Raw genomic sequence first — 19,636 nt, forward strand, 5'->3', positions numbered from 1 at the left:
TTTGTTTACCTTCTAACTTTAGATTTCTTTAATATGCCATCATAGTTATGCATTTGTAAATATGATTCTATTTGTTTCAATAACTCAACAGCAACACTTACACTAATCATTACTGAAGTTCCACCCATTAAATAAACAAGCGAATTATTTGTACCTCTAAAAGGAGCAAATATAGGAATCTTAGACATTAAATCAGGGAATACTGCTATAGCTGCCAAGAATATGGAACCACCTATAGTTATTCTGCTTAATACTATTTTAAGATATTCCGCTGTCTGTGTACCTGGTCTGTAACCTGGTATAAAACCGCCTGATTTCTTAAGATTCTCAGCTATATCATCAGGATTGAACTGTACTGATGTATAAACATAAGCAAACATTATAACTAAAAGACAATATAGAATAATATATGCCCAGCTGCCATAAGAGAAAAATCTAAGTAAAGCATCTAACCATCTCCACTGAACACCTCTAGTTAAACTAGCTATTTGAGCAGGGATTGCCATTAGAGCAGAAGCAAATATTATAGGTATAACGCCTGATGGATTGATTTTGAAAGGTATATGAGTAGATTGAGCTCCGAATACTTTTCTACCAACCACACGCTTAGCATATTGTACTGGAATTCTTCTCTGTCCGCTTTCCTCATAAACTACACAAAAGATTACTATTGCGAAAATAATGAAGAAAAGAACTATAACTAAAGAATTTAAATATTCGCTTTCTCTTTTTTGTATAACATCATAAACACCAGCAGGAATACGAGCAACGATACCAGCAAAAATTATAACAGATATACCGTTACCAAGGCCGCGTTCTGTAATTTGGTCACCTAGCCACATCAAGAACATGGTACCAGCAGTAGCTGTTACAACTACTAATAATATAAATCCTATTCCAGGATTCATAAATATCATAGCACCTTCATTTATACTCTGTATCCAACTAGCCATAGCTGCAGATTGTATTACACAAAGAACAAGTGTTAGATATCTAACATACTGATTTATCTTTTTACGACCGCTTTCACCTTCTTTTTGCATTCTTTCAAGTGCAGGTATAACTACACCAAGAAGCTGCATAATAATGGAAGCAGAAATATAAGGCATGATACCAAGTGCTAATATAGAAAATCTAAATAAAGCACCACCGGAAAATAGATCCATAATAGTTAAAAGACCTCCACCACCTTGTGATGAAGATAAGAAACCCAATAATGCTGATGGATCTATACCAGGTGTTGGAATATGACTACCTATTCTGTAAACTAATATAGCAACAATAGTAAATAGGATTCTACTTCTTAATTCTTGTACCTTAAATATATTAGTTAATGATTTCAACATTATAGTTTACCTTAAGACTTTTTATCTTCTTTCTTTCTAATATATTTTTTGCGTTCATGTATTATAACTTTACCGCCAGATTTTTCAATCTTTTCTATAGCTTTTTTACTAGCCATATCAACTGTTATAGTAACAGCATTTTTTACTTCACCCATAGAAAGAAGTTTTATATAATCTCTCTTAGATGATAAAAATCCTAATTTTAGTAAAGTATCTCTGCTTATTTCATTACCAATTGAATCTAAATCTCCAACATTGATAACATTTACACATTTTTTGAAAGCTGCATTAGTGAATCCGCTTTTTGGGATTCTTCTATGTAAAGGCATTTGTCCACCTTCAAAACCTGCTCTTCTGCTGTAACCAGCACGAGATTGTGCACCTTTATCACCTCTACCTGCAGTACAACCCCAACCAGAACCTTGACCGCGTCCTACTCTGTGACGTTTTTTGCTTGATCCTTTAGGAGCTCTTAATATTTTTGTATTTTCTTGTGCCATTTCCTAGCCCTCACTTATACTCAACTTTAAGAAGGTGTGATATTTTATTTATCATTCCATTTATTTGAGGAGTTGCTTCATGTTCTACAACTCTTTTACCCTTTTTGAAACCTAAAGCTACAACAGTATCTCTTTGAGACTTTTCATAGCCTATAGGAGATTTAACTAATGTTATTACAACTTTAGCCATTATTCTGCCCTCCCATAAATCTGGTCTATACTAATTCCTCTTTTGTTAGCCATATATTCAACTGTTTTTAAAGATTTTAAACCTTCAAAAGTAGCTTTAGCTAAGTTCATAGAATTGTTATTACCTAAAGATTTAGAAAGAATATTTTTTACTCCAGCTAATTCTAATACTGCACGTGCAGGACCGCCTGAAATAACTCCAGTACCTTTAGAAGCTGGTTTCATAACTATTCTGCTGCTTCTGAATACGCCAACTGTATTATGGGGTATAGTTTCACCTTTTAAGTTTACTTCTATCATGTTTTTCTTAGCTTGTTCTATAGCTTTTCTTATAGCATCTGGTACTTCGTTTGCTTTACCATAACCTAAACCAACATGACCATTCTTATCACCTAAAACCATTAAAGCGGCAAATCTAAAACGTCTTCCACCTTTCATAACTTTTGCAACTCTGTTCAAAGTTATAAGACGTTCTTCATACATACTTTTTTCTTCGTTGTTATTTATATCGTGTGCCAAGGTCATACTCCTTAAAATTTCAATCCTGCTTCACGAGCACCGTCAGCTAAGGATTTTATTTTTCCATGATATATATAGCCGTTTCTATCGAATACAACTTCATTAATATTTTTTTCTTTTGCTCTAGTAGCTAAAACTTTACCTATTTCTCTAGCTATATCAACATTCTTACCACTTTTTAATTCTTTTTCTTGAGAAGATGCTGATACTAAAGTTATACCTTTACTATCATCTATTATTTGAGCAGATACATATTTAAGACTCTTATGAACTGTAAGTCTAGGACGCTCAGAACTTCCCTCGATTTTTATACGTATACTTCTCTTTCTTCTTTCACGTTGAGCTTTAATTTTTTCTCTTAAACCCATAGCTTACCCCTTACTTAGCAGCTTTTTTACTTTCTTTCATTTTTACATGCTCGCCATCAAATCTAACACCTTTACCTTTATAAGGCTCAACTGGTCTTTTCTTTTTGATATTCATAGCAAGCTCGCCTACTTGTTCTTTATCATTACCTTCAATAATGATCTTTGTGTCTTTCTCTACTGTTACTTTAACACCTTCTGGTATTTTCATTTTCACATCGCTAGAAAAACCTAATTGTAATGTTATAGTATCACCTTGTACATTAGAACGGTAACCTGTACCTTCTAATTGTAAAACCTTTTTATATCCAGTAGTAACACCTTCTATCATATTAGAAATAAGTTTCCACACCAAACCTAATTGTGCAGAATATTTAGCTTTATTTTCTTTAATAGCTTTCTCGTCAGTACTTTCAATCTTAGGAGGTTTAACCCAAAGAGAATTATTTTCAAGTTCAAGTATTATATAATCAAAAAACTCTCTTGTCAACTCCCCTCTTTTACCTTTTACGATTACTTTGTGTCCGTCTACTTTTACTTCAACGCCTTGAGGTATCGCGATAGGTTTATTAGATAATCTACTCATTATTAATACCCTCTTAATTTATTACCAAACGTAGCATAAAACTTCGCCGCCAACTTTTTCTTTTCTAGCTTCTTTATCTGTCATTACACCTTTGCTTGTAGATATAACAGATATACCAAAACCATTTTTTACTTGAGGTATAGTGTCTACTGAGGTATAAACTCTTAAACCTGGAGTTGATACTCTTTGAATGCCTTCTATTACTGAACTTCCCTCATAATATTTTAAGTCTATCTCTATGCGGAAGAAATTTTTATCTTTTACTTCTACTTTCTTGAAGTCATTAATATATCCTTCTTTCTTCAAAATTGCAAGTATATTTTCCATTTTTGTAGAAAAAGGTATAGTAACAGCTTCTTTTTTTGCTCTACATCCATTTCTTATTATAGTTAAACCATCTGCTATTGGATCATGTACACTCATTATACTCTCCTTAATTACCAACTAGACTTAGTTACGCCTGGTATTAAACCTTTATTTGCTAAATCTCTAAAACATATTCTGCACATCTTGTACTGTCTTATATAAGCTCTTGGTCTACCACATATAGGGCAACGATTATACTGTCTTGTTTTATATTTTTGTTTTTTTGTAGCTTTAACTTTAAGTGCCAATCTAGCCATTATTTATTCTCCTGACTTTTAGGTGCTGCACGGAATGGCAAACCAACTCTTTCTAATAAAGTGCGAGCCATTTCGTCATTATCTGCAGTAGTTACTATTGTTATATTTAAGCCTTTTACAGCGTCTGTTTTATCGAAACTTATTTCTGGGAATATTGTATGTTCTTTTATTCCCAAGTTATAGTTACCTTTACCATCAAATCCTCTTCTAGGAATACCTTGGAAGTCTCTTACTCTTGGTAATGCTATGAATATTAATCTCTCTAAGAAGTCATACATTCTTTCACCTCTTAAAGTTACTCTACAACCTATAGGCATACCTTGTCTTAATTTGAAGTTAGCTATAGACTTTTTAGCTCTTGTTACAACAGCTCTCTGTCCTGCTATTTGGGTAAGTTCTTCTACAGCAGAATCAACATATTTTTTATCTGTTACTGCTTGAGTTACTCCCATATTGATTATTATTTTCTCAATTTTAGGAATAGCCATTGTAGAGCTTAAATTCATATCTTTTAGTAGAGACTGTTTAATTTCGTTTTCATACCTATCTTTCAATACTGACATAATTTATTACTCCTACTTACTTATCAAGAACTTCGCCCGATTTTTTGGCATATCTTTTCATTTTACCATTAACTTCTTTTCTTCCAATTCTAACAGCTTTTCCGTTTTTACCTACAACCATTACATTGGATATATGTATTGAAGCTTCTTTCTCTACTATACCGCCTTTTTGATTCTCTTGGCTTTTTGGCATAGTTTTTTTAATCATATTGATGTTCTTTACTAGAACTCTGCCTCTTGCTCTATCTATAGACAATACTTCGCCACGTTCTCCGCTTTGTTCTCCAGCTATTACCTCAACAGTATCGCCTTTTCTTACTTTGTATTTTGTCTTACTTAAATCTTGTTTCTTTATCATATTATATTACCTCTGGTGCAAGTGATACTATCTTCATAAAGCCTCTATCTCTAAGCTCACGTGCTACTGGTCCAAATATACGTTTACCGCGAGGCTCTTTTTTATCATCAACTATAACAGCAGCATTTTCATCAAAACGTATGTATGAACCGTCTGGACGTCTAACTTCTTTTTTTACTCTTACTATTACAGCTTTTACTACTTTACCTTTTTCTATAGAGCAAGTAGGTATTATATCTGTTACAGAACAAACTATAACATCTCCTAAAGTAGCATATCTACGTCTACTTCCTCCTAATACCTTAATACATTTTAACTTTTTCACGCCTGTGTTGTCGGCTACATTAAGAGTACTTGGTACTTGTATCATAGTTATTACTCTCCTTCAACCTGTGAAACTGCTGCTTCTGGAGCATGTTTTTCACGTTTTAATACGCTTTCTACATCGCTATCTATAGAATCTTTTTCTATACGCTCTGCTTTCTTGATTATTTTTGTTAATCTAAATTTTTTATCTTTACTAAGAGGTCTGCACTCTACTACTCTTACTAAATCGCCTTCATGGCATTCATTTTTTTCGTCATGAGCTTTATAGCGTTTATTTTTACTAATAGTTTTACCATAGAGTGGGTGTTTCTGCTTGCTTTCTACTTTTACAACTATAGTTTTATCCATTTTATCAGAAACTACAATTCCCTCAAGTACTCTTTTATATTTTTTTGCTTTGCTATCCACAGTAATACCTCACTATTTTTTTATACCAAGTTCATATTGACGAATAAATGTCTTAACTCTGGCTATATCTTTACGAGCTTTCTTTAATTGATGTGTTTGTCTAGCATCACCAACTACTTTTTCAAATCTATGCTCTTGATATTCTTTTTCTAATTTTAGAAGTTCACCTTTAAGCTCTTCTAAACCTAATGACTTATAATCTTTATTGTTTTTAGCCATTATATAGCCTCCCTCTTAATGAACTTAGTTTTTATAGGAAGCTTGAAACCAGCCAATCTAAAAGCTGATTGAGCTAACTCTTCTGGAACACCTGCTATTTCAAATATTACTTTTCCAGGTTTAACTACAGCTACCCAATATTCAACGTTACCTTTACCTTTACCCATTCTAGTTTCAGCAGGCTTTTTAGTATAAGGCTTATCTGGAAATACTTTTATCCACATTTTACCTACACGTTTAACATGTCTTGATATAGCAATACGTGCAGCCTCAATTTGTCTATCAGTTAACCATACAGGCTCTAATGCCATTAAACCGTAATCTCCGAAAGTCAAGTTACTGCCTCTCTTAGATTTACCTTTCATTCTGCCTCTATGATGTTTACGATATTTCATTCTTGATGGTTGTAACATTATCTATCTCCTTTGGCACTGATAACTTTACCAGCATCATCTTGCTTATGCTCTTTCTTATCAAGAATTTCACCCTTATAGATCCACACTTTTATTCCTATAATACCAAATGTAGTGAGTGCCTCTGCAGTGCCATAATCTATATTAGCTCTTAATGTATGTAATGGTACTGAACCATTTTTATATTGTTCTGTTCTAGCAATATCAGCACCTGCTAAACGACCAGAACACATAACTTTTATTCCTTTAGCACCTTTCTTCATAGCTTGAGTTATAACGCTTTTCATAGCTCTTCTGAAAGCAACACGCATTTCTAATTGACGTGCTACGCTTTGAGCTGCCAAAGTAGCATCTAACTCAGCATCTCTAATTTCTGTAATAGAGAAATGAACTGGTTTTTTTACCATCTTTTGTACTGCTGTTTTCACAGTTTCAACTCTCTGACCTTTTGGACCTATTACAACTCCTGCTCTTGCAGTAGAGATGAAAATATTAATTCTATCTGGGAAACGTACTATTTGTATGTCAGATATAGCAGGGTCAAAAGACTCTTTTTTTCCACCAATTTTCTTTTGTTCTTCTTTTAATGTTTTATAATAATAATTCATTATATAGCGTCTGATAGATAAATCTTCATGCAAACTGTCTGCATAAGTTCTGCTATCTTCAAACCATTTACTAGACCAAGTTTTGTTAATTCCGAGTCTTAAGCCTATTGGACTAACCTTTTGACCCATAGTTTATACCTCCGCTGCTTTAGGTGCTTCTTCTTTTTTAGCACTCTTAGCTTTTAATTTTTTCTTTTCAGGTTTTTTATCATCACTTAATACTATAGTTATATGTGAAAGTCTTCTCAATATAGGGTCAGCACTACCTCTGCTTGCAGCACGTATACGTTTTAAAGTTGGTGCTTTATCTACATAAGCAGTTTTTACCCATAATGTATCTGGATTGATATTTCTTGATTGGAATATAGCATTAGCTATTCCACTTTTAATAGCCTTTCTTAGAACTACTGATGACATCTGTGGCATTGTTGCAAGATTAGATATAGCATGATTTACATATTCGCCTTTTACAAATGGAAGTAATCTTGCTACTTTTCTACGACCAATGCGTAAATAACGTACCTTTACTTTATAATCCATAGCCTAAATCCTTATTTCTTACCTACTTTAGCGGCACCTGCATGAGATATAAATTTTCTTGTTGGTGCAAATTCGCCTAGCTTATGACCTATCATATTTTCTTGTATATAAACTGCTACAAATGTTTTACCATTATGTACGTTTATAGTAAAACCTATCATTTCTGGAATAATTGTTGAAGCACGGCTATAAGTTTTTATTTGGTGCTTGTTATCTCCAGCTTGTATCTTCTTAAAGAGATTCTTATCTACAAAAGGTCCTTTCTTAATAGAGCGAGACATTACTTCTTACCCCCTCTTCTTTTGATTATTAATCTATCAGAATACTTATGCTTTTTCCTAGTTTTGTATCCTTTAGTAGGTACACCTGTTGGTGATACTGGGTGTGGGTTACCTTGTCCACTTTTACCTTCACCACCACCGTGTGGGTGATCTACTGGGTTCATTACAACACCTCTTACTTTTGGTCTTCTACCTTTATGTCTAGTAGTTCCTGCTTTACCATCTGTAGTATTGAAATGATCTAAGTTGCCAATTTGTCCTATAGTAGCATAACAGTTTTCTAATATTCTTCTTTCTTCACCTGAGCGAAGTCTTATTACACAATAACCGCCAGATTTTGCTGTTATTTGAGCACCACCGCCTGCTGCTCTAACTAGCTGACCACCTTTTCCTGGAGTTATTTCAATGTTATGTATTATAGTACCTAATGGAATTTTTTTCAATGGTAAACTACAACCAATTTTCACTTTTGCATTTTCACCACTTACTACTCTGTCGCCTACATTTAATCCCAATGGCCATATTATGTATCTTTTCTCGCCATCTGTATAGTGTAATAGTGCTATACGAGCAGTTCTGTTAGGATCATACTCTATAGAAACTACTTTAGCTTCTATATCATGTTTATCTCTTCTAAAATCCACGAATCTAAAAAGTTTTTTATGTCCGCCTCCGCGACGACGCATAGTTATACGACCATTTGAACCACGACCACTAATACGTTTTTTTCCGCATACTAATGATTTACAAGGCTCATTTGTTGTAATATCCGAAAAGTCCACTACTGTACGATAGCGTAAACTTGGTGTTGTTGGTTTAAATTTCTTTATAGCCATCGGTGTCCCTCATCATTATTTTACTATATCTATTGACTCTTTGCCATCAAGAACTATTATCGCTTTTTTATAGCTGCGTGTATATCCGCGTCTGCTCATTCTGCGATTTTTCTTCTTAGGCTTAACATTTATTATCTTACAATCTAGCGGATGTACATTAAATATTTTTGCAACCGCTTTCATCAACTCTGTCTTATTAGCGTCCTGTCTTACTCTAAATACATAATAACGCTTTTCTGTTCCTCTAGGCTCAGTTCTAAGCATATTACTTTTTTCTGTAAGTATAGGCTCAATTAAAAGTGAATACATGCTCATATTTTTTAACCCTTAATTCTAGCATTTAATTTAGATAAAGCTGTTTTAGTAAAATATACTTCATCAGCATAATATAAAGGATGTATAGACATACTGTCTGCATTTACAAGCTTTAAATCTTTGATGTTTCTTAAAGATAATAATAATTTATTATAATTATCTCCTAAAGACTCATCTTTACCTACTACAAATGCTACCTTTCTTGTATTTGGTTCTTTTACTTTACTTATAAAACTAGCCATTCTTTTTGTTTTTGGAGCATCAAAAGTGAAATCTTCAAAAACTTTAAGAACATTGCTTCCATATTTTAAAGATAAAACAGACAATAGAGCCTTACGCTTCATTTTCTTTGGCAATCTATAGCTATAATCACGTGGTTTTGGTGTATGTGTTTTACCACCGCCTACCCAAATTGGTGATCTTGTAGAACCTGCTCTTGCTCTACCAGTTCCTTTTTGTCTCCAAGGCTTTTTTCCGCCTCCTGAAACTTCTGCTCTGGTTTTTGTAGAGTGAGTTCCTTGACGTCTGTTAGCTAATTCATTTTTGATTGCTTCGTAAAGTAGATTATTGTTAACTTCTGATTTAAATATCTCATCAACAATCTCTAAATTGCCTACGCTATCTCCATTTTCATTTAGTATTACTACTTCCATTTTATCATCCTGTTATTATTTCACTCTAATTAATTCATTGAGTTCTTTTTCTTATTACGTTTCTTAGCTGCTGATGTTAATTTCACTATACTATTAACTGCACCTGGTATAGCACCTTTAATCATAATCAAATTATCATCTGGTCTTATTTCAACCACTTTTAAGTTCTGTATAGTAGTCATAGCATTACCCATATGTCCTGGCATACCTTTACCTTTCCATACTCTTGCAGGGTAACTGTTACAACCTATAGAACCTGCTCTTCTTCTAAAGTTAGAACCATGGCTCATAGGACCACCATCGTAGTTATGTCTTTTCATTACACCAGCAAAACCACGACCTTTACTCAAAGAACTAACATCTATAAAATCGCCTGCTTGAAATATATCCACTTTAAGTTCTTGACCTACTGTGTAAGAGCTAGTATTATCCATTCTGAACTCTTTCAAATATTTCTTAGGCTCTAAATTTGCTTTTTTAAATTGACCTATTTGTGGCTTTTTTAAATGCTTTTCTTTCACGGCACCATAACCTAATTGAATAGCACTGTAGCCATCTTTCTCATTATCTCTTATCTGCATAACTGTGCATGGACCAGCCTCTACAACTGTTACCGCTATAGCGTTGCCAGTTTCATCGAAAACTGTTGTCATACCCAATTTTTTGCCAATTATTCCTACCATCGGCGAATCCTCTATAATGATTTTACTTACTACTTTCTTATATATCAAACTATTACAGATAAAACGTAGTAAAGCTTTATCTTTAATATTTAATTAAACGCTTATTTAAGCTGAACATCAACTCCAGCTGGAAGCGCTAACTTCTTAAGAGATTCTGTTGTTTGAGGTGTTACATCAAAGATATCTATTAATCTTTTATATATACGCATCTCAAATTGTTCTCTTGATTTAATATTTACGTGCGGACTTCTTATTACAGTTACCTTACGTATGCTTGTAGGCAATGGTATAGGTCCTGATACTTTAGCACCTGTTTTCTTTACACTAGCTACTATAGACTGAGCTGATTGATCAATAAGCTCAATATCAAAGGCTTTTAGTTTAACTCGTATTTTCTGTTCTTTCATAGCTTGAATTACTCGCTTTCTCTTAATTTATTAAAGGGTATATCTTATATTAAAAGGTATACCCTTTTATTTCTACTTTATTAAATTATTCTAATATTTTTGTTACAACACCGTTACCTACTGTTTTACCACCTTCACGTATAGCGAATCTTTGTTTTTCTTCCATAGCGATTGGAGTGATAAGCTCGATAGTTAAGTTAGCATTGTCACCAGGCATAATCATTTGAGAACCTTCTTGTAAGTTGATTACTCCTGTTACGTCTGTTGTTCTGAAGTACATTTGTGGTCTATAACCAGTTACGAAACCGCTGTGTCTACCACCTTCTTCTTTCTTAAGAATGTAAACTTCTGCTTCGAATTTTTTGTGAGGTGTAATTGTACCTGGTTTAGCCAATACTTGTCCTCTTTCTACTGCTTTACGTTCAATACCTCTTAAAAGACATCCAACGTTATAACCAGCGATACCTTCTACTTCTTTCTTGAACATTTCTACGCCTGTACAAGTTGTTTTTTGAGTAGGTTTGATACCAACGATTTCAACTTCGTCACCTTTTTTGATTTTACCTCTTTCAATTCTACCTGTAACAACTGTACCTCTTCCAGGAATTGAGTATACATCTTCGATTGACATTAAGAAATCTCTATCTACTTCACGTACTGGATCTGGAATATAAGTATCAAGAGCGTTTAAAAGGTCTAAGATACATTTACAATCTGGGTCAGTTCTTGGGTCTTTACCAGCTTCAATTGCTTGAATAGCTTTAATAGCAGAACCTTTAATGATAGGAGTTTTATCTCCGTCAAAACCATAGTGGTTTAATATGTCTTTTACTTCTTCAACTGTGATGTCAGCCATTTCTGGGTCATCTAATTTATCACATTTGTTTAAGAATACTACGATGTAGTTTACACCTACTTGTCTTGAAAGAAGTACGTGTTCTTTAGTTTGCGGCATTACACCATCTTCTGCTGATACTACTAAGATAGCTCCGTCCATTTGAGCAGCACCTGTAATCATGTTTTTGATGTAGTCAGCGTGACCTGGACAGTCTACGTGTGCGTAGTGTCTGTTGTCAGATTCATATTCAACGTGTGAAGTTGCGATTGTTAATATTTTTGTAGGGTCTCTTCTACCTTGACTTTCAGAAGCTTTTGCTACTGAGTCATAAGCAACTTTCTGTACTGTTGCTGGGAACATAGCAGATGATACTGCTGTGATTGCTGATGTTAATGTTGTTTTACCATGGTCTACGTGTCCAATAGTACCAACGTTTACGTGTGTCTTTTTACCTTCGTAAGTTCCTTTAGCCATTTTAATCCTCCAATTATTTTATCCTTAGGAATTTGTTTTTTTATATCTAACTTTGTAACTTTTTAGTTACTTACTTGTTATTGCCCATTCTAGCACCTATTATTTCTTCTGCTACATTTTTAGGTACTTCCTCATAGTGTGAGAACTGCATTGTATAGCTAGCTCTACCTTGAGATACGTTTCTTATGCTTGTAGTATATCCAAACATCTCTGCAAGAGGTACTGTAGCATTAATAGATTTGTAACCAGACTTATCTGTAAATCCGTGAACCTGTCCTCTTCTTGAAGCTAAGTCACCAATTATATCACCCATATAATCTTCTGGAGTTACAACTTCTACTGTCATCATAGGCTCTAATAAATAAGGATCTGCTTTTTTACAACCCTCTTTGAATCCCATTGAAGCAGCAATCTTAAATGCCATTTCTGATGAGTCTACTGGGTGGAATGAACCATCATAAGCTGATACTATAACGTCTAGCATAGGATAGTTAGCAAGTACTCCTGTATTCATTGATTCTACACAGCCTTTTTCTACTGCTGGTATATATTCTCTTGGTACTGCTCCTCCAACGATTTCATTATTGAATTTAAATCCACCGTTAGGTTCATTAGGCCCAATTCTCAACCATACATCACCGTATTGACCTTTACCACCAGACTGACGTACAAATTTACCTTGTACTTCAACTGTTTTCTTAATACCTTCTCTATAAGATACTTGAGGACGTCCTACATTTGCCTCAACTTTATATTCTCTTTTCATTCTATCACAGATTATCTCTAAATGCAACTCACCCATACCTGCGATAATTGTTTGACCAGTTTCTTCATCAAAGCTAACTCTGAATGTTGGGTCTTCTTCAGCAAGTCTTGATAATGCTATAGACATTTTATCTCTGTCGCCTTTTGTTTTTGGCTCTATAGCAACGTTAATTACTGGCTCTGGGAAGTTGATTGATTCTAAGATGATAGGAGCATTTTCTGGACATAATGTATCACCTGTTGTAGTTTCTTTAAGTCCTACTGCTGCTGCTATATCACCGCAATATACTTGTTCAATCTCTTCTCTTTTGTTAGCGTGCATCTGAAGTATTCTTCCGATACGCTCTCTTTTACCTTTTGTTGCATTGTACACATAAGAACCAGCTTCTAATATACCAGAGTAAACTCTTAAGAATGCTATTTTCCCTACGTGTGGGTCTGTCATGATTTTGAATGCTAATGCACTGAATTTCTCATCATCAGCAATTTTTCTTTTTATAACATTACCATCTAAATCAGTACCTTCTATTTCTGGTTTATCTACTGGTGATGGTAAGTAATCAACTATTCCATTAATTAATACTTGAATACCTTTGTTTTTGAATGCTGTACCACAGAACATTGGGAAGAAATCTGCTGTTAATGTAGCTGTTCTTATAAGTTTCTTTATAGTTGGAACATCTATTTCTTCACCTTCAAAGAATTTATTCATAGCATCATCATCATATTCAACGATTGCTTCTAATAATGAATTTCTAAATTCTTCTGCTTTTTCTTTTAATTCAGGTCTGATTTCTCTTTCTTCCATTTTCATACCGTCTTCAGAAACCCAAATTATTTCTTTCATATTTACTAAGTCAACAACACCCTCGAAATTACTTTCTGCACCTATAGGTATAACTACTGGGTGACTGTTAGCTTTTAATCTTTCTCTAGTTTGATCTAAAACAGCGTAGAAGTTAGCTCCTATTCTGTCCATTTTATTAACAAAAATAGCTCTAGGAATTTTATAGTTACTTGCTTGTCTCCATACTGTTTCACTCTGAGGCTGAACACCACCTACTGAACAGAAAACACCAACTGCACTATCTAATACTCTCAAAGATCTTTCTACTTCAGCAGTAAAGTCAACGTGACCTGGAGTGTCTATTAAGTTAATTCTATGACCATTCCAAAAACAAGTAGTTGCAGCAGAAGTAATTGTAATACCTCTTTCTCTTTCCTGTTCCATCCAGTCCATTTCAGCTGCACCTTCATGAACCTCACCTATTTTATGTGTTTTACCTGTGAAATATAAAATACGCTCACTTAAAGTAGTTTTACCAGCATCGATGTGAGCCATAATACCAATATTACGTGTGTTTTCTAACGAAATTTGACGTGCCACTTAATTATTCTCCTTAAAAATTACCACCTAAAGTGCGCAAATGCTTTATTACCTTCAGCCATTCTATGAACTGTATCTCTCTTAGCTACTGCTTGACCTTTACCATCTATAGCATCTACTATTTCATTTGATAAGCGTTCTATCATACTTCTTCCGCCTCTTTTTCTTGAAGCATCTATAAGCCATGTAAATGCTAATGAATTTTGTCTGTCTGGTCTTACATCTACAGGAACCTGATATGTAGATCCACCAACTCTTCTTGATTTTACTTCTACACGTGGTTTAATATTTTCTATAGCTTCATTGAAAGCTTCTAAACCATCTTTTCCTGTTTTCTCTTTTACTAAATCCATAGCTTTATAAAATATATTTTCAGCTTTACTTTTTTTACCATCATACATTAGCTTGTTTATAAACTTACTAATTACAACGCTTCCATAAATAGGATCAGCATCTATTTTTCTAGTTTGTGCTCTTCTTCTTCTAGCCATATTATTTTACTCCATTAAGCCTTTGGTTTCTTAGTACCATACTTACTTCTAGCTTTCATTCTCTTTTCTACACCTGTAGCTTCACGGCTTCCGCGAACTATGTGATAACGGCAACCTGGTAAGTCTTTAACCCTTCCGCCTCTTATAAGTACACGGTTGTGCTCTTGAAGTGTATGGTCAATACCAGGAATATAAGCTGTTACTTCCATTCCATTTGTTATTCTTACACGAGCGATCTTACGCATAGCTGAGTTAGGTTTCTTTGGTGTAGTTGTTGTTACACGAGTACAAACCCCTTCTCTTTGCGGACATTTCATTAATGCAGGCGATTTTGTTTTATTTATTATACGCTTGCGACCTTTTCTTACTAATTGATTAATTGTAGGCATAAAATACAAAACCTCTAATTCTTTATTTTTTTGTAAAATTTTTTTCTAAATCAATTCCTTATACAGAATTGACAACATCAACTTCTTTAATAATTTATAACTTCAAACGAAACAGTATTTACAAACTGAGCAATTATAGTATTAAAACCTAATTAATAGTGAGAAAAACATACTATATGCTTTAATCGCTTATTTTGAAAGTTATAAAATTATAAAACAACTATACAAAAAAATCAATACTTTTTTAACAATTTTTTATCCTTATAAACAAAAAAACATACATATATATACACTATAAAATTAAATATCTTTTTTCTTAATAATTACAATATAAATATTGCAAAAAAATCATTATTATAGCATACTATTAACAATAATTTTTAAGGACTTTTATTTATGAATCAGAATACAGAAAACATTATTGAAAATTTAAAATTTGATGATAAAGGATTAATTCCTGCAATAGTAATAGATTATTATACAAAAGAAGTTTTAACTCTCGCATATATGAATAAAGAAAGTTTAAATATAAGTATCAAAGAAGGAAAAACTTGTTTCTACAGCAGAAGCAGACAAGAACTATGGAGAAAAGGTGAAACTTCTGGAAATTATCAGCATATACAATCAATAAAATCTGATTGTGATAACGATGCTTTGATAGTAGAAGTTATAAAAGACGGCCCTGCATGTCATACTGGAAAAGAATCTTGTTTCTTTAATGAAGTATATTCAAAAGAAGATTACAAAGATTTTTCTATAGATAAACTTTATGAACTAATAAAAGGAAGAAAAATAAATCAAACTGAAGGTTCTTATACTACATATCTTTTCAACAGCGGTATAGATAAAATATTAAAAAAAGTTGGTGAAGAATGTACTGAAGTTATAATAGGTGCCAAAAACGACAGCAAAAAAGAAACAATATACGAAATTTCAGATTTACTTTATCACACTCTAGTTCTAATGGTAGAAAAAAACATCACCATTAATGATATAAAAGAAGAATTAGCAATCAGATCTATCATAGATAAAAAAGAAAAACAAAAAAGCATGAAATAATCAGCAAAACACTCCACACTATTTTTTATCCTATAAAAAATTCGATTAAAATATAATTAATCATATACAACAGCATAATAATATAAATACATATTATATTTTTTACATGAAAACAATTTAAATATGAATTTAAATTAAAAATCAGCATAGATTATAAAATTTGCAATTAATAATAATTAAAAATGTAAAATAAATATGCTATTTTTTTAAAAAAACACCTAAAACAGTAAAAAAACATCAAAAAATATATAATTACAAATTGTAATATTTTTTACACTAATTTATAATATTAAATTATTATAAAAAATAATTTACTTTATGGAAATATGCTATGAAAACACTATCTATTATTTTAACTATATCTCTTTTATTAATAACTTCATGTACAAAAGATTATGGTGTAAAAATAACTAAACCTGGAGCAGACTTAATACTTTCAAAAATGCAAAGCGGAAATTGGTATGGAGCAAAAGCAAACGGAAATAATCTTACAATTAGCGGAAGCTCTGGAAATCTTAATGGTGATTATACTTTTGAAGAACCTGTATTAGGTATAGGCGGAGTTTATAAAGATAGTAATGGAGGATATATAATGACTGCTCCTGTAGGAGATCAGCTTTATGTGGTAAAAATGGATGAAGATGCTAAAAAAGCAGTAGATGCAATACTTGATGTTCTTGATGATGAAGGCGGTGAAGCTGTTGTTGGTAATTTAATAAGTGCTGTTATAGATAATGGTGCTGAAAATATAGATTTAAGTAATGCTGATAAAATATTAGCTAATACTAATTTCTCTCCTGAAAAAAGAGCTGAAATTGAAAGCATATTAAAAAATTCAAACGGTAAATTTACCGATGGCGAAGCTATAAAATAATAGATGAGTTTTATTATGAAAAAAGTTTTTATATTTCTATCTGTTTTATTTTGTTTCAATTTTTATGCATTTGCTAAAGGACTTCCTCTTTCTACAGAAGTAACCGGTGATGATTACAGTTGGATAAAAGGAAGACAAATGATAAGTTTCAATCTAAATCCAGGTGCAGCTGTTTTTTTCCCATTGCTATTTAATACTGCTGTTAATAATTCTGTAAATCTTGCTGGATTAATTGGAGTAGATTTAGGTAATATCAATAAATATTTTGATTATGCTGATGCAAAAGGTTCTGCTTGGTATATACCTTCCGTTTCATATTCATTATTTGTTCATAATCAAATAGCTCTTGAAACAGGAATAGGAGTTTATTCAAGCACATATAACTTAACTATAACAAAAGAGAATGCCGGAAAATTATTAGAAGCTCTAGGACAAGGAAGTTATGCCGGAGTTATAGCCAAAGATACAACTTTCAATGCTTCATTTATATTTATGCCTGTTACATTTGGAGTAAAATTTTACGGCCCTAAAAGACAATTTTATAATGCATTCCGTTTCGGATTAGATGCATTCTTTTATACAGTGTCTACAGAAAATGGACTTACTGGTATAAGAACAGAACATAAAGTTCATGATGCTGCTTTATATATTTCTTATGAGTTAGGCTGGAATATAGAATTATTTCCTACTAGAGAATGGAGAGTAAAACCAACTATAGATATAGCAATTCTTGAAATAGGATACTATGTAAGACCTTGGGCTCAGAATGTATATAATACTGTAACAGGAGGTGTTACTTCTTTAACTGCTGGTTTTTCTGTATTTAATATACCTGCTTGGAACAGTTTCCCCACTTGGGCTAAGTATCTTGCAAATATAAGATTTGGATTATTCCCTAGAATTGGATTTAGTTTAAGATTTTAATGGATTTGAACTATGAATATAAAGAAAATTATCATTTTTATATCTGTACTAATTTTTACATCAGCTAATATAGTTAATGCTCAAAATTATTTAAAGCATTCTTTAGGAATAGACTTTGGTACTACATTATTTTCTATGGGTACTATGCCGCTTATCACCGGATTAATATTTAAACCTCAAGAAGGAGCCAGCGGTAAGTTTTATGACGGTAAATTTGGAATAAGATTAACATATAATCATACTTATCTTCCTAAACAATCTATTGATGCTACATTAGGTTTTTATGCTTTTGATACTCATTATGGTGATTATTCTGAACCTATAAGAGATGGTGCTGGAAATATTATTAATTCTGCCGCAATAAGCAAATTTTATAATGGAAGTACAATAGCTATACCTGCTTCTATAGGAGTAAGATTTTACTTCAACAAAAGCGATACTCCTAGCGGTTTCTTCCTTCTACCTAAAGTTGGTATGACTACATTCATAGTTAATGGTAAAGAATTAAGAGAAGATGGAAGTACAAGATATAAAACAACTACTGTTTATGATTTTTATATATCCGGAGAAATGGGTTTTAGAATAGATTTATTTTCTCAAATGGGTGCTGATTGGGAAGTTCGTCCTTTTATAGATATATCTTTGCTTGATATAGGATATTCTTTCACACCTGGCATAAGATTCATACCTCTACCTAGATTAGCAATAGGTATATCTTTTTAATAATTGATAATGTTTTGTAAGGTTCTTATTATGAAAAAAATTTTATTAGTATCAATAATAACTTGCTTTATGAGTTCATCTTTGTTTCCGCTAATAGATGCATTTTATTTAGCACCTAAAATTGTATATAATTTTAATGATTCTGGTTTTAAAAATCATAAAAATCAAAGCATAATGAATAATTATCTTGGAGCTGGATTTTCTGCTGGATTTGATTTCTATAGATATCAAAGAAATATACCTTTGAGATTAGAACTTGAATATACTTTCAAAGACGGTATGACTGGAAATTATCATACTGAAAATATAGTAAAACAATCTCAGCATTCTATATTAGCAGCTGCTTATTACAGCATGCATATATATCATATCAAAAAAAGTGAATTAAGAACTATTACAGCTGAAGAAATATACAGCAGAACTCCTATAATGTCTTTATATTTAGGACTTTTAATGGGAACAAAAATAAATGCCAACACTTATGACAGATGGTTTGAAGAAAGCGGAAAAGTTAAAGCTACTGTAACTGTTCCTAAACCTACATTTGCAATAGGCGGTGCTGTTGGAATTGATGTATATGTTACCAGCTTCCTTAATTTGGATTTTGGATACAGAATATTATATGGTTTGGATAATGTTTTATCACATGAATTTGCTATAGCAGCAAGATTCCCAATACCTGATCTTAGGAAATAATACTTATGAAAAAAATAGCTTTATTATTATTACTATTGATTACATTTGCTTCATGCAAGACAAGCACTATGATCATAATGCCTGTACAGAATATTCAAATGCCTGCTTACCCTCCTCAAAGTTATTTAGGAGAGAAAAGCAAGTTTAATAGTTATTCTAATTTTAATAGTTTAGGTATGAATAATTATTTCAATAATAATTTATTTCATAGCTATATTTTTAATACTAATAATTTATTTAGAAAAAATTTTGTTTATTTAAAATAAAAGGGTTGTTA

At 32.4% G+C, this 19,636-nt stretch carries 32 protein-coding genes; 6 read left to right on the forward strand and 26 right to left on the reverse strand.

The window, feature by feature from the left end:
• Positions 1 to 5: 5 nt before the first annotated feature.
• The 26 genes from secY to rpsL form a co-directional block, all read right to left on the reverse strand.
• On the reverse strand, positions 6 to 1,346 hold the full coding sequence (gene secY / locus R4K56_RS07020) for a preprotein translocase subunit SecY (protein WP_335771718.1): 1,341 nt from the start codon (positions 1,344 to 1,346) through the stop codon (positions 6 to 8).
• A gap of 11 nt (positions 1,347 to 1,357) precedes the next feature.
• On the reverse strand, positions 1,358 to 1,846 hold the full coding sequence (gene rplO / locus R4K56_RS07025) for a 50S ribosomal protein L15 (RefSeq protein ID WP_335757489.1): 489 nt from the start codon (positions 1,844 to 1,846) through the stop codon (positions 1,358 to 1,360).
• 10 nt (positions 1,847 to 1,856) lie between these two features.
• On the reverse strand, positions 1,857 to 2,036 hold the full coding sequence (rpmD, locus tag R4K56_RS07030; protein WP_008723411.1) for a 50S ribosomal protein L30: 180 nt from the start codon (positions 2,034 to 2,036) through the stop codon (positions 1,857 to 1,859).
• A complete protein-coding gene (rpsE, locus tag R4K56_RS07035) occupies positions 2,036 to 2,554 on the reverse strand; it encodes a 30S ribosomal protein S5 (protein ID WP_472264999.1) in 519 nt (172 codons plus the stop codon). Before rpsE ends, rpmD begins: the two co-directional genes overlap by 1 nt.
• An 11-nt stretch (positions 2,555 to 2,565) precedes the next feature.
• Positions 2,566 to 2,922 (reverse strand): 50S ribosomal protein L18, encoded by a 357-nt coding sequence (gene rplR, locus R4K56_RS07040; protein ID WP_297295822.1) that lies wholly within the window; start codon positions 2,920 to 2,922, stop codon positions 2,566 to 2,568.
• A gap of 10 nt (positions 2,923 to 2,932) precedes the next feature.
• On the reverse strand, positions 2,933 to 3,505 hold the full coding sequence (gene rplF, locus R4K56_RS07045) for a 50S ribosomal protein L6 (protein ID WP_297295824.1): 573 nt from the start codon (positions 3,503 to 3,505) through the stop codon (positions 2,933 to 2,935).
• Positions 3,506 to 3,526: 21 nt separating this feature from the next.
• Positions 3,527 to 3,928 carry a 30S ribosomal protein S8 gene (gene rpsH / locus R4K56_RS07050; RefSeq protein ID WP_335771717.1) on the reverse strand — a complete coding sequence of 134 codons (402 nt, stop codon included), beginning with the start codon at positions 3,926 to 3,928 and terminating at the stop codon, positions 3,527 to 3,529.
• Between the two features lie 14 nt (positions 3,929 to 3,942).
• Positions 3,943 to 4,128, reverse strand: coding sequence for a type Z 30S ribosomal protein S14 (locus tag R4K56_RS07055; protein ID WP_008723403.1), 186 nt, complete (start codon positions 4,126 to 4,128; stop codon positions 3,943 to 3,945).
• The gene (gene rplE, locus R4K56_RS07060; protein WP_297295826.1) at positions 4,128 to 4,691 is read right to left on the reverse strand and encodes a 50S ribosomal protein L5; all 564 of its coding nucleotides are present in this window, start codon (positions 4,689 to 4,691) and stop codon (positions 4,128 to 4,130) included. Before rplE ends, R4K56_RS07055 begins: the two co-directional genes overlap by 1 nt.
• 16 nt (positions 4,692 to 4,707) lie before the next feature.
• Positions 4,708 to 5,049 carry a 50S ribosomal protein L24 gene (rplX, locus tag R4K56_RS07065; RefSeq protein WP_297295828.1) on the reverse strand — a complete coding sequence of 114 codons (342 nt, stop codon included), beginning with the start codon at positions 5,047 to 5,049 and terminating at the stop codon, positions 4,708 to 4,710.
• A 1-nt stretch (position 5,050) separates the two neighbouring features.
• Positions 5,051 to 5,419: a 50S ribosomal protein L14 gene (gene rplN / locus R4K56_RS07070; RefSeq protein WP_013114308.1), complete on the reverse strand. Its 369-nt coding sequence runs from the start codon at positions 5,417 to 5,419 to the stop codon at positions 5,051 to 5,053.
• A gap of 5 nt (positions 5,420 to 5,424) precedes the next feature.
• Positions 5,425 to 5,784 carry a 30S ribosomal protein S17 gene (gene rpsQ / locus R4K56_RS07075; RefSeq protein WP_418232744.1) on the reverse strand — a complete coding sequence of 120 codons (360 nt, stop codon included), beginning with the start codon at positions 5,782 to 5,784 and terminating at the stop codon, positions 5,425 to 5,427.
• Positions 5,785 to 5,796: 12 nt separating this feature from the next.
• Positions 5,797 to 6,003, reverse strand: a complete 207-nt coding sequence (gene rpmC / locus R4K56_RS07080; protein ID WP_014933896.1) for a 50S ribosomal protein L29 — start codon at positions 6,001 to 6,003, stop codon at positions 5,797 to 5,799.
• On the reverse strand, positions 6,003 to 6,416 hold the full coding sequence (gene rplP, locus R4K56_RS07085; protein ID WP_008727113.1) for a 50S ribosomal protein L16: 414 nt from the start codon (positions 6,414 to 6,416) through the stop codon (positions 6,003 to 6,005). The genes rpmC and rplP overlap by 1 nt, the downstream gene beginning before the upstream one ends.
• Positions 6,416 to 7,153 carry a 30S ribosomal protein S3 gene (gene rpsC, locus R4K56_RS07090; RefSeq protein WP_020004613.1) on the reverse strand — a complete coding sequence of 246 codons (738 nt, stop codon included), beginning with the start codon at positions 7,151 to 7,153 and terminating at the stop codon, positions 6,416 to 6,418. Before rpsC ends, rplP begins: the two co-directional genes overlap by 1 nt.
• Before the next feature lie 3 nt (positions 7,154 to 7,156).
• Positions 7,157 to 7,564, reverse strand: coding sequence for a 50S ribosomal protein L22 (gene rplV, locus R4K56_RS07095; RefSeq protein ID WP_297295835.1), 408 nt, complete (start codon positions 7,562 to 7,564; stop codon positions 7,157 to 7,159).
• An 11-nt stretch (positions 7,565 to 7,575) separates the two neighbouring features.
• A complete protein-coding gene (rpsS, locus tag R4K56_RS07100) occupies positions 7,576 to 7,845 on the reverse strand; it encodes a 30S ribosomal protein S19 (RefSeq protein WP_008723378.1) in 270 nt (89 codons plus the stop codon).
• Complete coding sequence (rplB, locus tag R4K56_RS07105; protein ID WP_297295837.1) at positions 7,845 to 8,681, reverse strand: 50S ribosomal protein L2; 837 nt, start codon at positions 8,679 to 8,681, stop codon at positions 7,845 to 7,847. Before rplB ends, rpsS begins: the two co-directional genes overlap by 1 nt.
• A 15-nt stretch (positions 8,682 to 8,696) precedes the next feature.
• Complete coding sequence (gene rplW / locus R4K56_RS07110) at positions 8,697 to 8,990, reverse strand: 50S ribosomal protein L23 (protein ID WP_297295941.1); 294 nt, start codon at positions 8,988 to 8,990, stop codon at positions 8,697 to 8,699.
• Between the two features lie 11 nt (positions 8,991 to 9,001).
• Positions 9,002 to 9,649 carry a 50S ribosomal protein L4 gene (gene rplD, locus R4K56_RS07115; RefSeq protein WP_297295840.1) on the reverse strand — a complete coding sequence of 216 codons (648 nt, stop codon included), beginning with the start codon at positions 9,647 to 9,649 and terminating at the stop codon, positions 9,002 to 9,004.
• A gap of 29 nt (positions 9,650 to 9,678) precedes the next feature.
• Positions 9,679 to 10,332, reverse strand: coding sequence for a 50S ribosomal protein L3 (gene rplC / locus R4K56_RS07120; protein ID WP_297295842.1), 654 nt, complete (start codon positions 10,330 to 10,332; stop codon positions 9,679 to 9,681).
• A 101-nt stretch (positions 10,333 to 10,433) separates the two neighbouring features.
• The gene (gene rpsJ / locus R4K56_RS07125) at positions 10,434 to 10,739 is read right to left on the reverse strand and encodes a 30S ribosomal protein S10 (protein WP_297295844.1); all 306 of its coding nucleotides are present in this window, start codon (positions 10,737 to 10,739) and stop codon (positions 10,434 to 10,436) included.
• Between the two features lie 85 nt (positions 10,740 to 10,824).
• Positions 10,825 to 12,051, reverse strand: coding sequence for an elongation factor Tu (gene tuf / locus R4K56_RS07130; protein ID WP_297295846.1), 1,227 nt, complete (start codon positions 12,049 to 12,051; stop codon positions 10,825 to 10,827).
• Between the two features lie 70 nt (positions 12,052 to 12,121).
• Positions 12,122 to 14,203, reverse strand: coding sequence for an elongation factor G (gene fusA, locus R4K56_RS07135; RefSeq protein ID WP_335769517.1), 2,082 nt, complete (start codon positions 14,201 to 14,203; stop codon positions 12,122 to 12,124).
• 20 nt (positions 14,204 to 14,223) lie between these two features.
• Positions 14,224 to 14,694, reverse strand: a complete 471-nt coding sequence (gene rpsG / locus R4K56_RS07140; RefSeq protein WP_048593373.1) for a 30S ribosomal protein S7 — start codon at positions 14,692 to 14,694, stop codon at positions 14,224 to 14,226.
• A gap of 14 nt (positions 14,695 to 14,708) precedes the next feature.
• Positions 14,709 to 15,083 carry a 30S ribosomal protein S12 gene (gene rpsL, locus R4K56_RS07145; RefSeq protein ID WP_008723364.1) on the reverse strand — a complete coding sequence of 125 codons (375 nt, stop codon included), beginning with the start codon at positions 15,081 to 15,083 and terminating at the stop codon, positions 14,709 to 14,711.
• A 396-nt stretch (positions 15,084 to 15,479) separates the two neighbouring features.
• Here rpsL and hisIE point away from each other — a divergent pair, with 396 nt between their 5' ends.
• The 6 genes from hisIE (at position 15,480) to R4K56_RS07175 (ending at position 19,625) form a co-directional block, all read left to right on the forward strand.
• On the forward strand, positions 15,480 to 16,142 hold the full coding sequence (gene hisIE, locus R4K56_RS07150; RefSeq protein ID WP_335771716.1) for a bifunctional phosphoribosyl-AMP cyclohydrolase/phosphoribosyl-ATP diphosphatase HisIE: 663 nt from the start codon (positions 15,480 to 15,482) through the stop codon (positions 16,140 to 16,142).
• A gap of 331 nt (positions 16,143 to 16,473) precedes the next feature.
• Complete coding sequence (locus tag R4K56_RS07155; protein ID WP_335759337.1) at positions 16,474 to 17,016, forward strand: hypothetical protein; 543 nt, start codon at positions 16,474 to 16,476, stop codon at positions 17,014 to 17,016.
• A 15-nt stretch (positions 17,017 to 17,031) separates the two neighbouring features.
• Positions 17,032 to 17,940: a hypothetical protein gene (locus tag R4K56_RS07160; RefSeq protein ID WP_335757916.1), complete on the forward strand. Its 909-nt coding sequence runs from the start codon at positions 17,032 to 17,034 to the stop codon at positions 17,938 to 17,940.
• A 12-nt stretch (positions 17,941 to 17,952) separates the two neighbouring features.
• A complete protein-coding gene (locus R4K56_RS07165) occupies positions 17,953 to 18,663 on the forward strand; it encodes an autotransporter outer membrane beta-barrel domain-containing protein (protein ID WP_335771715.1) in 711 nt (236 codons plus the stop codon).
• A 30-nt stretch (positions 18,664 to 18,693) separates the two neighbouring features.
• On the forward strand, positions 18,694 to 19,359 hold the full coding sequence (locus R4K56_RS07170; protein ID WP_335757914.1) for a cell envelope biogenesis protein OmpA: 666 nt from the start codon (positions 18,694 to 18,696) through the stop codon (positions 19,357 to 19,359).
• A 5-nt stretch (positions 19,360 to 19,364) separates the two neighbouring features.
• The gene (locus R4K56_RS07175; RefSeq protein ID WP_335757913.1) at positions 19,365 to 19,625 is read left to right on the forward strand and encodes a hypothetical protein; all 261 of its coding nucleotides are present in this window, start codon (positions 19,365 to 19,367) and stop codon (positions 19,623 to 19,625) included.
• Positions 19,626 to 19,636 lie beyond the last annotated feature (11 nt).

This window comes from Brachyspira pulli, from assembly GCF_036997785.1.
GTDB lineage: Bacteria > Spirochaetota > Brachyspiria > Brachyspirales > Brachyspiraceae > Brachyspira > Brachyspira pulli.